13 protein-coding genes and 1 tRNA gene are annotated in these 14,603 nt (G+C 33.2%); all 14 read left to right on the plus strand.

Annotated elements, in window-relative coordinates; genetic code table 11:
- Nucleotides 1-62: 62 nt before the first annotated feature.
- The 14 genes from ACVEGE_RS00430 (at nt 63) to ACVEGE_RS00495 (ending at nt 14,593) form a co-directional block, all read left to right on the plus strand.
- A complete protein-coding gene (locus ACVEGE_RS00430; protein ID WP_192500863.1) occupies nt 63-1,661 on the plus strand; it encodes a glycoside hydrolase family 3 protein in 1,599 nt (532 codons plus the stop codon).
- Nucleotides 1,662-1,899: 238 nt separating this feature from the next.
- A complete protein-coding gene (gene nhaC / locus ACVEGE_RS00435) occupies nt 1,900-3,360 on the plus strand; it encodes a Na+/H+ antiporter NhaC (RefSeq protein ID WP_173854205.1) in 1,461 nt (486 codons plus the stop codon).
- 191 nt (nt 3,361-3,551) lie between these two features.
- A complete protein-coding gene (locus ACVEGE_RS00440; RefSeq protein WP_173854206.1) occupies nt 3,552-4,190 on the plus strand; it encodes a peroxiredoxin in 639 nt (212 codons plus the stop codon).
- Nucleotides 4,191-4,348: 158 nt separating this feature from the next.
- Nucleotides 4,349-4,657, plus strand: a complete 309-nt coding sequence (locus tag ACVEGE_RS00445; protein ID WP_192500862.1) for a thioredoxin family protein — start codon at nt 4,349-4,351, stop codon at nt 4,655-4,657.
- Nucleotides 4,658-4,783: 126 nt separating this feature from the next.
- Nucleotides 4,784-5,041, plus strand: coding sequence for a DUF6952 family protein (locus ACVEGE_RS00450; RefSeq protein WP_173854208.1), 258 nt, complete (start codon nt 4,784-4,786; stop codon nt 5,039-5,041).
- A gap of 185 nt (nt 5,042-5,226) precedes the next feature.
- Nucleotides 5,227-5,724, plus strand: coding sequence for a thiol peroxidase (gene tpx / locus ACVEGE_RS00455; protein ID WP_192500861.1), 498 nt, complete (start codon nt 5,227-5,229; stop codon nt 5,722-5,724).
- 10 nt (nt 5,725-5,734) lie between these two features.
- Nucleotides 5,735-6,109: a diacylglycerol kinase family protein gene (locus tag ACVEGE_RS00460; RefSeq protein WP_173854210.1), complete on the plus strand. Its 375-nt coding sequence runs from the start codon at nt 5,735-5,737 to the stop codon at nt 6,107-6,109.
- Between the two features lie 18 nt (nt 6,110-6,127).
- Nucleotides 6,128-8,575, plus strand: coding sequence for a DNA translocase FtsK (locus ACVEGE_RS00465; RefSeq protein ID WP_173854211.1), 2,448 nt, complete (start codon nt 6,128-6,130; stop codon nt 8,573-8,575).
- Nucleotides 8,576-8,579: 4 nt separating this feature from the next.
- A complete protein-coding gene (locus ACVEGE_RS00470; RefSeq protein ID WP_192500860.1) occupies nt 8,580-9,221 on the plus strand; it encodes a LolA family protein in 642 nt (213 codons plus the stop codon).
- Between the two features lie 8 nt (nt 9,222-9,229).
- Nucleotides 9,230-10,684, plus strand: a complete 1,455-nt coding sequence (locus ACVEGE_RS00475) for an LptF/LptG family permease (protein ID WP_192500859.1) — start codon at nt 9,230-9,232, stop codon at nt 10,682-10,684.
- A 1-nt stretch (nt 10,685) separates the two neighbouring features.
- The gene (ribB, locus tag ACVEGE_RS00480; protein WP_192500858.1) at nt 10,686-11,819 is read left to right on the plus strand and encodes a 3,4-dihydroxy-2-butanone-4-phosphate synthase; all 1,134 of its coding nucleotides are present in this window, start codon (nt 10,686-10,688) and stop codon (nt 11,817-11,819) included.
- 166 nt (nt 11,820-11,985) lie between these two features.
- Nucleotides 11,986-12,073, plus strand: a tRNA-Ser gene (locus tag ACVEGE_RS00485).
- Nucleotides 12,074-12,321: 248 nt separating this feature from the next.
- Nucleotides 12,322-13,560, plus strand: a complete 1,239-nt coding sequence (locus tag ACVEGE_RS00490; RefSeq protein WP_192500857.1) for a site-specific integrase — start codon at nt 12,322-12,324, stop codon at nt 13,558-13,560.
- A 265-nt stretch (nt 13,561-13,825) separates the two neighbouring features.
- Nucleotides 13,826-14,593: a hypothetical protein gene (locus ACVEGE_RS00495; protein WP_192500856.1), complete on the plus strand. Its 768-nt coding sequence runs from the start codon at nt 13,826-13,828 to the stop codon at nt 14,591-14,593.
- Nucleotides 14,594-14,603: the final 10 nt, after the last annotated feature.

Here is a 14,603-nt window from a genome sequence, read left to right on the forward strand (position 1 = left end):
TTACATACCCAATACGTAAGACCAGTTCTTGACTAAAAACTACGGATTCAAAATAAAAAACAATGACATTAGAACAAAAAATAGGGCAATTCTTTTTTCCAGCAGTTTTTATCAACGATACCGAAGAAAATATTCAAGCTACGGAACAACTTATTAGAGAATACAACATTGGGGGATTAACTTTTTTTCATAGTCAAGCTAGTGCGGCAACCAATTATGAAACCAAAAAGAAAATTGAATTTAATGATGATAGTTACCAAAGGTTAAAAGACCTGATTGTTCGTTATCAAAAGTGTGCTCCCACTCCATTATTAATGAGTATTGACGCCGAATGGGGTTTAGCAATGCGTGTTGAAAAAACACCGCAATATCCCTATGCGATTACACTTGGTGCGTTACCAGAAAGCGAATCACAGTTGGTTTACGAAGTAGGAAAGCAAATAGGCCAGGACTTAAAATCGGTTGGAATTAACTACAACCTAGCGCCACTTGCTGACATTAATAACAATCCTAATAATCCAGTAATTGGGTACCGTTCTTTTGGAGAAAACAAAGAAAAAGTAAGCCAATTTGCATTAGAATACTTGCGCGGAATGAGTGATGTAGGCGTTTTAGGATGCTTAAAACACTTCCCTGGACACGGGAACACTAACGTTGACTCCCATTTAGGATTACCTATTTTAAACGAAACTTTAGATGAATTATTAGATAATGAGTTGTATCCTTTTATTCAAGGAATTGCAAATGATGTCGATTCGATTATGATAGGACATTTAGCTGTTCCTGCCTTGAATGATGGTAAGAACACCTCGGCTACGCTATCAAAACCAGTGATTGAAGACCTTTTGCGAAAGCGTTTGCAGTATGATGGTTTAGTAATTTCGGATGCCTTGAATATGCACAGTGTTTCAAAATTATATCCTAAAAAAGGACAATTAGAATGGGAAGCTTTTAACGCTGGAAACGACGTGCTATGCTTCGCTGAAAATGTACCTGAAGGAATTCATGAAATTCTTAAAAATGCCACTCCTGAACGCATTGACGCAAGTTACAAACGCTTGATGAAATGCAAGGAAAAAGTAGGTATCCATAAAGAAAATTCAATAGAAAAACCTACTTTAGACTTTGAAACTGCAGCTAATTTAAACGGTCGCATAGCTAGCAAGAGTATTACAAAAATCAAAGGTAAGAATAGTACCAAATTAGTTATAGAAGCATCTAAAAAAGGCACATTAGCATTACTAAGTCTCTATAAAAACAGTACGAATTCCTTTTTTAATAGTTTGGCACCAAAATTAAATGGGAAAACTTTCGCCATAGAAAATGATGCTACTATTGACAATACTATTTTAGAAAAAAACCTAGAAAATTACGATACTATAATCATTGCCTTGTTTGTTCCAAAAGCAAAACCAATGAATAATTTTGACATTTCCCCCGTAATTTTAGAATTATTGAGCAGTTTATTAGCATCAAAAAAATGTGTACTTTATGTCTTTGGCAATCCGTACGCTTTGCAAGTAATACCAAATTTACATCTCGCTGAAGGAATTATTCTGCTTTACCAAGATTTTACTGAATTCCAAGAAATTGCTGCCCAACAATTAGTGAATGATAGTTTGTGTAGTGGTGTTTTACCCGTACATCTTAATGGAATTTAGCCACACTTTAAAAAAAAATTAAAGTGCACTTTTTATAGAAATATTGGATTTATTTGGCAACAAAAAACAAAAATATAAATCCAAAACAAGCTTAAAATCAAAGTATAAGCTAAAACAAATCATCTCTTCTTCATAAACAGAATTCTGAAAAAACAAACACTATGTAGTTCGTTTCCTAGCATTCACTTTAGGCTTATAGCTACTTTTTTATCTATATTGCAATCTCAAACACGATAGAATGGATACCAAAATTAATAAAAACAAAGAATTATCAATAACCGAAGCCTTAATTCCAGTCATAGCATTAATCCTTATGTTGGGTTACAATGTATACGTTTATGGAGATGAAGCGTTGAGTGGTAGTAATCAATTTGTTTTGCTATTAGGTGCAGCAATTGCGGCAATTGTAGGTTTCTTTAATAAAGTCACGTATAAAAAAATGATCGAAGAGGTGGCCGAGAATATTAAATCTACCGCTGGAGCCATTTTAATTTTATTAATGGTAGGGGCTTTAGCAGGAACTTGGCTCGTAAGCGGCATCATTCCATCGATGATCTATTATGGATTACAAATATTAAGTCCAGCTATATTTTTACCCGCAACCTTAATTATATGTTCTATTATATCGATTGCCACAGGGAGCTCTTGGACAACAAGTGCTACAGTAGGTATTGCTTTAATAGGTGTGGGTGGTGCCTTAGGTTTTGATTTAGGAATGGTGGCAGGAGCCGTGATCTCTGGAGCTTATTTTGGTGATAAGCTTTCACCAATGTCTGACACTACAAACCTTGCTCCTGCTATGGCGGGAACTGATTTGTTTACGCACATAAGGTACATGACATTAACTACGATTCCAACCTACATTATTACCTTACTATTATTCATTATTTTAGGATTATCAGTAGATATAAAAGGAGATGTAAACATAGCTGATTTACTTAGAGACATTGAAGCGTCGTTTACGGTTTCAGCTTGGTTATTTTTAGTCCCTGCAATTGTAATTGGGCTAATTATCAAAAAAACCGAACCGCTAATTGCATTGTTAGCGGGAACTTTATTAGCAGCTATTTTTGCTATTATATTTCAGCCACAGGTATTGAACCACATTTCAGGCGTTGACAGCATGACTTTTAAGTCGGGCTATAAAGCGGTAATGGATGCTATAACAGGAAAAATTGTTATCCCAACAGAAAATAAAACCCTTACAGATTTATTTACTTCGGGTGGAATGCAAAAAATGCTAGGGACAATCTGGCTGATTATTTGTGCAATGGTTTTTGGAGGAATCATGGATGCTATAGGCGCTTTGGCAAGAATTAGCCAAACTTTATTAAAATTAGCACATACTACCTTTGGATTGTTTGCTTCGACTGTAGGAAGTTGTTTAGCCTTAAACATTACTGCATCTGACCAATATTTAGCTATTGTAGTACCTGGAAAAATGTTTGCAAAAGCGTATAAAGAAAAAGGATTGGCCCCTGAAAATTTAAGTAGAACACTAGAAGATTCAGGAACGGTAACCTCGGTATTAATTCCTTGGAATACTTGCGGAGCTTATCAATCAGGAACTTTAGGAGTATCAACATTTGATTATCTACCATATGCGTTCTTCAATATCTTGAGTCCGTTTATGACACTTATATTTGCTGCTTTCAATATTAAAATAAGACAACTTGTAACTGATAAAAAAACAAATTAAACTAAAGACCAAAAAACCAACAACAAAAAAACCATAAAGTCATAGCTATCTAATAGTTATGACTTTTTCCTTTATTGCTATAATCAAAAACTATCAATCTATAAATATATATAATTGGAAGTAATAGAGTAAAACTCTTGTTATTACCTACTTTTACACCATCAAAAAAATTAACAATAAAAAATAAATTTATGTCATTAGTAGGAAAAAAATTCCCAAGTATTGCAGTTGATGCTATTTCAGAAATGGGTGATAACATGAAAATCAACATCTTTGACGAAGCAGTAAACAATAACAAAAAAGTACTTTTGTTTTGGTACCCAAAAGATTTTACTTTTGTATGTCCAACTGAATTGCACGCTTTTCAAGCTGCATTACCTGAATTTGAAAAAAGAAATACGATTGTAATTGGTGCTTCTTGTGATACAAATGAAGTACACTTTGCATGGTTGAATACACCAAAAAATAATGGTGGAATTGAAGGAGTTACTTACCCAATCCTTGCAGATACAAACAGAAATTTATCTAATATTTTAGGTATTCTTGACATTGACTCAACTGAGTATAGTGAAGAAACTGATTCAGTTATTATTGAAGGTTCTAATGTTACTTTTAGAGCTACATACTTAATTGATGAAACAGGTAAAATTTTCCACGAAAGTGTTAACGATATGCCATTAGGTCGTAACGTAAACGAATATTTACGTATGGTTGATGCTTACACACACGTTCAAGAAAAAGGTGAAGTTTGTCCTGCTAACTGGGAAGCTGGTAAAGAAGCAATGAGTGCTGACAGAAAAAGTACTGCTGACTACTTAAGCGCAAACTAAATTATTAAGAGTTACAAAGTCTCAAAGTTACTAATCTCTTGAGTAACTAGTTACAAAGTTTATAAAACTTTGAGACTTTGCAACCTTTTAAATTTGATACTCAATAAAAAACCTTTACAACTTTACCTCTGAGTAACTTTGTAACTAAATAAAAAAATATGTTAATAGACTTAACCGAAGATACATTAGCTGATATTGTAAATTCAAACAATAAAGTTGTAGTACAATATTCTGCTTCATGGTGTGGTAACTGCCGAATCATGAAACCTAAATTCAAGAAATTAGCAACAGAAAACGAAGGGGTAACTTTTGTACTTGTAGATGCTGAAAATTCTCCTGAATCAAGAAAACTTGCTAATGTAAGTAACTTACCTACTTTTGCCACTTTTGTTGATGGGAAACTAGTAAATGAAACGCAAACAAATAAACAAGAAGTCCTAATTGAATTAGTAAACGAAATTGTTTAATTGATGTGTTTGAAGTTTAATGTTGATTCGCTTGATTGCCAAGTTTAATGTTAAACTAAATAGCTCTTTAAAGCAAGACATAACTTTAAACTTTTAAAACTTTAAACCTTAAACTAAAATAAAAGAATGAAATTACCTGTAATAAAGCATTTAACCCAATTCATAGAGGAGAACGATCAAGATTACATTATTGAAACGATCGATGTTCTAGAAGCAATGACAGAAATTCCTTCACTTAAAGACGAAGAGTTAGATGTTATAGCAGAATTAATTTCCAATATGTACGGCGCTCTTGAAGTTCATAAAATGGTAAAAACGGGCACTGATAAAAAGGAAGCCTTAAATACTTTTATGAAAAGAGTTTTAGGTTCTATCGATAAATAAATTGTCCATTTAGTTTTGACTATTCAAAAACGCACTTACTACTAAGTGCGTTTTTTCTATTTTATATAGCCAACTAACTAAAAGCATTCTACTACAATAGATTGCGGTATTTTATAAATATTACGGTTAAATCCTAAATCTTAAATAAATTTCATACTTTTGAACCTTAACAAAAAACAAACAAAATGGCATCAATCACATTAGGAGGAAATCCAATACATACGTCAGGAGAATTACCAAAAGTAGGAACAAAATTAGCTGATTTTAAATTAGTTCAAAATGATTTATCAGTAGCTTCATTAAGTACTTTTGCTGGTAAAAATTTAATTTTGAATATTTTTCCAAGTGTTGATACCGGAACTTGTGCTGCCTCAGTTAGAAAATTCAATGAAACTGCAGGGAAATTAGAAAACACAACTGTTCTTTGTATTTCAAGAGATTTACCATTTGCACAAAAACGTTTTTGTGGTGCTGAAGGACTTGAAGATGTAATCAATTTATCAGATTTTAACTCAGGTGATTTTGGTGAAACAAACGGATTAGAAATTGTAGACGGACCACTTGCAGGATTACACTCTAGAGCAATTATTGTTGCTGATGCAAATGGAACTATTTTATATACCGAACAAGTTAACGAAATAGCTGACGAACCAAACTACGAAGCAGCTTTAGCAGTACTATAATTTTCGATTAATGGAATTTCAAAAAGACAATTCTTTCTTTAAAGGAAGATTAAAAAGTGTTACTTATGCTTTTAAAGGCGCAGTAAAACTAATCACTACAGAGCACAGTGTAATGGTGCAATTCTCTTTAGGAATAATTATGGCAATTGCCGGAATTTATTTCAAAATCACTGCTTCTGAGTGGCTTTTTCAGACCCTAGCAATAGGTTTAGTATTAAGTGTTGAAGGATTGAATACGGCCATTGAAAAAATAGCCGATTTTATCCATCCCAATTACCATGAAAGAATCGGTTTTATAAAAGACATTGCAGCCGGTGCTGTTTTTTTTGCAGCAATAACGGCAATAATTATCGGTTTAATAATCTACGTGCCAAAAATTACATAGGTACAAGTACAATCCAGAATGGCAAAAAAAACAAAAACAGCCCCTTTAGATAAAAAAAATAATACAAAATCTAAAGAAGGTACTACATGGCAATTAACTAAACAGCACAAAATTGTTTTGGGCTCTTTACTTATATTATTTTCTATCGTTTTACTGGTGGCGTTTATTTCTTTTTATATCCACGGACAAGAAGATCAGAGTGCTGTAAATGAATTAGGAGATCGTACTGAAGAAGTTCAAAACTGGTCGGGAAAATTTGGTGCTTTTTTAGCCAATTTCTTCGTTTATAACGGTTTTGGATTAGCATCATTCCTATTTGTGCGCTTGTTTGCAATGACTGGAGTTTACTTAGTAATTGATATGTCTTTGAAAAAACTAAAATCAGTTTGGTTTTGGGACTTATTTGTCATTATCATCCTATCGATTTTATTTGGCTTTTTTGCCACTTCCCTACCTGAATTAGGTGGAGTAATTGGTTTTGAACTTAATTTATTCTTACAAGACTACATTGGTAAAACGGGAACATTATTATTCCTAATTTTCGGATTGATTATCTATGTGATTTTCAAAATGAAGTTGTCTCCAGATAAGATTCAATCGTTTCTTGATAACACTAAAAAAGAAATGAAGTCAGGTTTAGATGGAAGTAATTCAAACGAATCTAGCGATGCCTATAACTTAGAAGAATTTGCTGTAGCAGAAGATGAAGAGGAATTAGAAGAAATGGTTCTAAAACCAAAAGTTTCTCAATTCGAAATAAACAAGGAATCTTTAAAACCGACTATTTCACACTCATCAGAAATAAAATTAGAAACAACTTCAAAGCAATTGCCTCCTGAATTACCTATTAAACCAGATACAAAGGACGATGCCGCTGATAGTTTTGTGATTGAGACTGCAGCTGAAGAAGAAGTTGTTGAAGAAAATCTTGCATCAAGATTAGTATCTGATTTTGGATTATTCGACCCTACTTTGGATTTATCCAATTACAAATTCCCAACAATCGACTTATTAAAAGAGTATTCTACTGGAGGAATCACAATTAATCAAGCCGAATTAGAAGAAAACAAAAACAGAATTGTAGATACCCTGCGCAATTATAAAATTGAAATTGCTCAAATTAAAGCAACTGTAGGACCATCGGTAACTTTATACGAGATTGTTCCTGTGGCTGGAATCAGAATTTCGAAAATAAAGAACCTAGAAGACGATATCGCCTTATCGCTTTCGGCATTAGGAATTCGTATTATTGCGCCTATTCCTGGAAAAGGAACGATAGGTATTGAGGTTCCTAACAAGAATCCTACAATGGTTTCTATGAAAAGTGTAATTAGCTCAGCTAAATTTCAAGAAGCCGAAATGGAACTTCCTATTGCTTTAGGAAAAACAATTTCAAACGAAACCTTTGTTGTCGATTTAGCTAAAATGCCCCATTTATTGATGGCAGGAGCTACAGGACAAGGAAAATCTGTTGGTTTGAATGCTGTATTAACTTCATTGTTATACAAAAAACATCCTGCAGAAGTAAAATTTGTTTTGGTTGACCCAAAAAAGGTGGAACTAACACTATTCAATAAAATCGAAAGACATTATCTAGCCAAACTTCCCGACAGTGAAGACGCTATTCTAACCGATAATGCAAAAGTGGTTAATACCTTGAATTCGCTTTGCGTAGAAATGGACAACCGTTATACGTTATTAAAAGATGCCATGGTACGTAACATTAAGGAGTACAATGATAAATTTAAGGCTCGAAAATTAAATCCTGAAAATGGACACCGTTTTTTACCTTACATTATATTAGTCGTCGATGAATTTGCCGATTTGATCATGACTGCTGGTAAAGAAGTTGAAGTTCCTATTGCTCGTTTGGCACAATTAGCTCGCGCAATTGGTATTCACTTAATTATTGCAACGCAAAGACCATCTGTAAATGTTATTACTGGTTTGATAAAAGCCAATTTCCCTGCTAGAATTGCTTTTAGAGTAACTTCAAAAATTGACTCAAGAACTATTCTAGACACTCAAGGAGCTGACCAATTAATAGGTCGAGGAGATTTACTTTATACTAACGGTAATGATGTTGTACGTGTACAATGTGCTTTTATCGATACGCCAGAGGTAGAAAAAATTACAGATTTTATTGGGTCACAAAAAGCGTATGCAACTGCTTATTTACTACCAGAATTTGTAGGAGAAGATAGTGGCATAAATCTTGATGTAGATATCTCAGAAAGAGATACTTTATTTAGAGAAGCTGCCGAAATAATTGTAAACGCACAACAAGGTTCGGCTTCCTTATTACAACGAAAACTAAAATTAGGTTACAACAGGGCGGGTCGATTAATTGACCAACTTGAAGCAGCTGGAATTGTAGGAGCGTTTGAAGGAAGTAAAGCTAGAGCGGTACACATTCTGGATTTAAGTGCTCTTGATCAATTTTTTAACAATGAACAAAACAATTAACACCATGAAAAAATTTATTCAAATTGCATTTATTATTCTTTTTAGCTTTTCAGTACAAGCACAAGACCAAAAAGCAAAAGCGCTTTTAGATCAAGTGACTTCTAAAGTTAAAAGTTATAATAACATTGCAATTGATTTTAAATACTCTTTAAACAATGCCAAAGAGAACATCAATCAAGATAGTAAAGGAAATGTAACTTTAAAAGGAAATCAATATGTATTGAATTTCATGGGAATTACAAAAATATATGACGGTAAGAAAAATTACACTATTGTTCCAGAAGACGAAGAAATCACAATTTCTAGCGTAAATGAAAATGATAATAATGCAATCACACCTTCTAAAATGCTAACTTTTTTTAATAGTGGTTATAAATATTACATGGATATCCTGCAAAATGTAAAAGGAAGAAAAATTCAGTACATTAAATTAATCCCTACAAATTCTAAAGATCAACGTAAAGAGATCCTTTTAGGTATTGATGTGCAAACAAAACACATTTACAACTTGATTGAAATGGGAAAAAACGGAACAAAAACAACATTAACCGTTAATTCTTTTAAAACCAATCAACCTTTGTCAAAAAATCAATTTATCTTTGCGCAAAGTAAATACCCAAATTACTACATCAATAAATTAGATTAAATTATTAGGTGAAAATTCTTGACAAATACTTATTAAAAACATTCATGATTACATTTACTACGGTATTTGTAATCTTATTTTTTATATTCATACTACAAACCGTTTGGCTATTTATAGCTGAACTAGCTGGTAAAGACTTAGATTTTGTATTAATCTTAAAGTTTTTAATGTTTTCTATGCCGCGAATTATTCCGTTAGTATTACCGCTATCAATATTGCTTGCCTCAATTATGACTTTTGGTAATCTTGCTGAAAACTATGAGTTTGCTGCTATGAAATCTTCAGGCATCTCGCTTCAAAGAGCCATGCGTACCCTAACTGTTACCATATTATTGTTAAGTATATTCGCTTTCTTTTTTGCAAATAATGTAATCCCGTACGCTGAATTTAAGTTTATCAATTTCCGTAAAAATATTGCTCAGGTAAAACCAGCTTTAGCTATAGCCGAAGGACAATTTAGCGATGTAGGAATTTACAATATCAAAGTCAACAAAAAATCTGGTGAAAACGGAAACTTTTTAACTGGAATTACGATTCATAAAAAATCGAATGTTGGTGATGGTAGTAAAATTGTCATTAAAGCTGTAAATGGAGAGTTAGTTAGTAGTGAAAAATCGAGTATCTTACAACTTATCTTAAATAACGGAAACTATTACGAAGATATTATTCCAAAGAAATACGAAGACCGTCTGAAGATGCCTTTCGCGAAAAGCGCCTTTAAAAAATATACCATCAACATTGATTTATCAAAATTAAACAAAGTTGATGTAGATGAAGAAAATACAAATAGTTCTACAAATACGATGCTAGATGTAAATGAGTTAAAATATACAATTGACTCTTTGAATAAAAGCTTCAAAACCGAAGTAATCTCTTATTCTGAAAACATCAATCTAAGAACAGGAATTCAAAATACTGCAGTTAATATTATAAAAGATACGCTGTTTAAGAAAAAAAAGACCGTTCCTGCCGAAATCCTGACCTTATTCACCAAGGAACAACAAGCAGAAATTTTAAAAATTGCAAGTAGTAATCTAGTGAGTACAAATTACTCTATTGATGCTACTAAAGTAAGTTTAGAAAACAAACAAAAAAACATCAACAATCATTTACTGGCATTCTATGATAAATTTGTCATAGCCTACGCTTGTCTAATGATGTTTTTTATAGGCGCCCCATTAGGTGCCATTATACGCAAAGGAGGACTTGGACTCCCTATTATATTTGCTGTTTTGATATTTATAACGTTTCACTTTATAAATACTTTTGGAAAAAGAATGGCACAAGAAAACGGAATCTCTCCTTTTATGGGTGCTTGGATGTCTTCTCTAGTTCTTACTCCACTTGCTATTTTATTGACTTATAGAGCCACAAACGATATAGGATTGATCAATATGGATGTCATTTTAGTACCAATCCAAAAATTATTTAAAAAATTATTCCCACCCAAAAAACAAGCGTAACATGCTGACTGATAAAATACAATTAAATACCATTGAAGAAGCTATTGAAGACATTCGTCAAGGAAAAATAATCATCGTTGTTGATGATGAAGATCGCGAGAACGAAGGGGACTTTCTAGCTGCTGCCGAAAAGGTAACTCCAGAAATGATCAACTTTATGGCTACTCATGGGCGCGGATTAATTTGTGCTCCTCTTACTGAAAGTCGCTGTAAAGAATTAGGACTTCACGTGATGGTTAATAATAATACTGATCACATGGAAACTGCTTTTACAGTTTCGGTAGATTTAAAAGGTCGCGGAGTAACTACAGGAATTTCAGCTGCCGATAGGTCACTTACCGTAATGTCTCTAGTTGATCAAGATACAAAACCTCACGATTTAGCACGTCCTGGACATATTTTCCCACTTATTGCAAAGCAAGGTGGTGTTTTAAGAAGAACAGGTCACACAGAAGCAGCAATTGATTTTGCTCGTTTAGCAGGTTTCAAATCAGCGGGTGTTATTTGCGAAATTATGAATGAAGACGGTTCTATGGCGCGTCTACCACAATTAGTAGCTGTAGCTAAAAGATTTGACCTGAAATTAGTTTCTATCGAAGACTTAGTTGCTTATAGAATGCAACACGATAGTTTGATTGTAAAGAAAGATGATTTTGATATTCAAACTCGTTTTGGAACGTTCCGTTTGAGAGCATACGAGCAAACAACTAACAAACAAATACACATTGCTTTGACTAAAGGAACTTGGAATTTAGGCGAACCTATATTAACTAGAATCAATTCGTCTCAGGTAAATAATGACTTGCTAGGTACGTTAACAAACGATGCCGACAAACAGCTAGACGATATGTTTACAGCGATTAACAAGCAAGGTACTGGTGCTGTTATCTTCATCAATCAAGACATGCAAGCAGTAAATTTATTAAGTCGCTTGACTGAATTGAAAGGTTTGCAAGAAGGAGGCCAAATGAAAGCACCAAAAATCATTATCGACAGTAAAGATTTCGGAATTGGAGCCCAAATTTTGCACGACATCGATATCTCAAAAATTAGATTAGTGAGTAATTCAGTGCAAGAAAAACGTGTGGGAATGATAGGTTACGGCTTAGAAATAACAGAATACGTAAGCTACTAAGTACAATTTTAAAAATTATTTTATTTTTTGTGTTTGCTAAAAGCTAGAAAATGAAACGATTAAAAAATAATTAAAATATTAGCTCATTTTTTTATTCGAAAAGGATAAAAAAACCAAAAAAGCAACTTATATTTGCACTCGCAATCAGCAATGATAGTGAGTTACTGGAGAAATGGCAGAGCGGTCGAATGCGGCAGTCTTGAAAACTGTTGACTGTAACAGGTCCGGGGGTTCGAATCCCTCTTTCTCCGCCAGTAGAAATACAAACGGTTACAAAACCCCATAAATCCTATGATTTATGGGGTTTTTTCTTTTTGGTACTATTCAAATTATTCATTAAATCTCAAAGCATTGGTGTCTTTCGAGGTGTCACTTACTAAATTAAAAATCTAGTGACACCGCGCAAAAAAAGAACCAGTTCAACGACTTGTTCATCTATTGAACATCTTGTATGAAGTCATGTGATTGATTAAATTTAATAATAACTAAAAGGTTACCACTTATGAACACAACTGTATCTGTTCTCTTTTACATTAAGAGAAGTAAAGTCAATGTAGATGGCATTTGTCCAATTTACACGAGAGTTACCATTAAAACCAAACGTTTCGAATTCAGCAGCGGTAAATTTATCAATCCCGATAAATGGTCAATAGATGGCGCCAAAGTCAAGGGCACAACAGAAGAAGCCCGTTCAATAAATAGTCATCTTGATTATTTGAAATCCAAAATATACGATGCTGAGAAAAACTTGATCAAAAACGACATCGCGATAACATCCGAAACATTAAAAAACAAATTACTCGGTACCGAAGAACGTCAAAGAACCCTCATCCCTATTTTCCAAGACCACAACAACAAAATCAAAGAATTGGTGGGTAAAGAATATGCCCCAGGAACACTGGAGCGCTACAAGACTTCGTTAAAACATACGATCGATTTTCTGGAATGGAAATACAAAATATCCGATATCGAGATCGACAAAATAAATCATGCCTTTATTACCGACTATGAATTCTACTTGCGCAGCGTTCGAAATTGCGCCAACAACACTGCAGTGAAATACATCAAGAATTTTAGTAAAATAATCAAGATTTGTTTGGCCAACAATTGGATAGACAGAAACCCTTTCAGCAACTACAAAGCTAAAGTCAGAGAAGTGGAACGAGTGTATTTATCAGAGGGAGAGATTCAGAATATCATCAACAAAGATTTCAAAACAGAAAGACTATCACTAGTACGCGATATCTTCCTTTTCAGCTGCTTTACCGGTTTGGCATACATTGATGTCAAAAACTTAACAAAGTCCCATATAAGCATCGGTATTGACGGAGAGAAATGGATATTTACCCACCGTCAGAAAACAGAAACAGCTTCAAAGATTCCGATCCTTCCAATAACTCAAATGATTATTGATAAATACGAGGATCATCCGGAATGCAACAATCAAAATAGATTACTGCCTATTTTGACCAACCAGAAAATGAACGCCTATTTAAAGGAAATTGCAGGTGCATGTGAAATTGAAAAAGAACTCACCTTCCACATTGCCCGGCATACATTTGCGACAACTGTAACACTCACAAACGGGGTTCCTATAGAGAGCGTCAGCAAAATGCTTGGACATAAAAACTTACGTACCACCCAACATTACGCAAAAGTTCTAGACAAAAAAGTCAGTGAGGATATGATGGTTTTAAGGGATAAATTTAAAGATAGTTTAATGTCTAAATCGGTGAGTTAGTTTTTTTTATATTCATTCTAAAAATAGTAAATTATATTTAGTGCTTCTTCATTAGACTTATTTTTACAATATGTTCTACAAACACATTAACAAACATCAACCCTATCAAATGAAATTCTAACCTATTTTAAAAGAAAGATACGTTTTTACATATTTTTGTTATAGTAACCTTTAAAACTATTTCAAATTCAGCATTAATATTTTTTATATTAGCACTGGGGAATATATACTCTATCATGCAATAAGAATACGTAAAATTAAACTGATGATTTGTCAACTTTGCCTTGAAAATAAACCTTTGATTAAAAGATCTCATATTATTCCTAATTTTATGTATAAAGGGCTTTTTGATGAAAAGCATAAAATCATCAATGTAGACCTCAACAATTTTTCCGATGTGACATACCAGCAGTCAGGATTTAAGGATCCGGATATTTTATGTGCCCATTGTGATAATGTAATTATCGGAAAACTGGAAAGGTATGCAAGCAACTATATTTTTGGAAACAAAGAAAATATGGAAACGGAATTTTTTCCTGGCGACTCTATGCATGTACCCTACATCCGTTTTAAAAATTTAGATTACACTATATTAAAATTATTCTTCCTGTCTATCCTGTGGAAATCACATATTTCTAAGAATCGGTTTTTTCGCGAAATCGATTTAGGAAAAAAGTATGCAGAAGAAATAAGGAAAATGATTTTAAATCACGATGCAGGAATGGAAGATCAGTTTGAAGTTATCCTAATTTTAATTGAAGCCGGAAGAAGGCCTACAAAATCCATAATTGAGCCTAGACAACTTAAGGATAAGGGCAATACAACTTATGTTTACCATATCAATGAAATAATGTATCACTATAATATCTCCAATTATAATAAAATGTCCATGTTTGATAAAGGTATTATCAAACGAGATGGCATATTTGATATTGCAGTTATAAAGGATGATTTTGGAAATGGCTATTTTGACAGCTTTGTTGGAAAGAAGCTTTTCATCAGCGGAAATAAAGTAGATAACCGACAAATATAATATTAGAATT

It is taken from the genome of Flavobacterium sp. PL002 (assembly GCF_054165825.1).

Excerpts from the sequence above, each read along its gene's own strand:
- ribB (WP_192500858.1), top strand. The coding sequence starts at position 10,686 with ATGCTGACTGATAAAATACAATTAAATACCATTGAAGAAGCTATTGAA.
- ACVEGE_RS00445 (WP_192500862.1), top strand. The coding sequence starts at position 4,349 with ATGTTAATAGACTTAACCGAAGATACATTAGCTGATATTGTAAATTCA.
- ACVEGE_RS00465 (WP_173854211.1), top strand. The coding sequence starts at position 6,128 with ATGGCAAAAAAAACAAAAACAGCCCCTTTAGATAAAAAAAATAATACA.
- nhaC (WP_173854205.1), top strand. The coding sequence starts at position 1,900 with ATGGATACCAAAATTAATAAAAACAAAGAATTATCAATAACCGAAGCC.
- ACVEGE_RS00440 (WP_173854206.1), top strand. The coding sequence starts at position 3,552 with ATGTCATTAGTAGGAAAAAAATTCCCAAGTATTGCAGTTGATGCTATT.
- tpx (WP_192500861.1), top strand. The coding sequence starts at position 5,227 with ATGGCATCAATCACATTAGGAGGAAATCCAATACATACGTCAGGAGAA.
- ACVEGE_RS00460 (WP_173854210.1), top strand. The coding sequence starts at position 5,735 with ATGGAATTTCAAAAAGACAATTCTTTCTTTAAAGGAAGATTAAAAAGT.
- ACVEGE_RS00495 (WP_192500856.1), top strand. The coding sequence starts at position 13,826 with ATGATTTGTCAACTTTGCCTTGAAAATAAACCTTTGATTAAAAGATCT.
- ACVEGE_RS00430 (WP_192500863.1), top strand. The coding sequence starts at position 63 with ATGACATTAGAACAAAAAATAGGGCAATTCTTTTTTCCAGCAGTTTTT.
- ACVEGE_RS00470 (WP_192500860.1), top strand. The coding sequence starts at position 8,580 with ATGAAAAAATTTATTCAAATTGCATTTATTATTCTTTTTAGCTTTTCA.
- ACVEGE_RS00450 (WP_173854208.1), top strand. The coding sequence starts at position 4,784 with ATGAAATTACCTGTAATAAAGCATTTAACCCAATTCATAGAGGAGAAC.
- ACVEGE_RS00490 (WP_192500857.1), top strand. The coding sequence starts at position 12,322 with ATGAACACAACTGTATCTGTTCTCTTTTACATTAAGAGAAGTAAAGTC.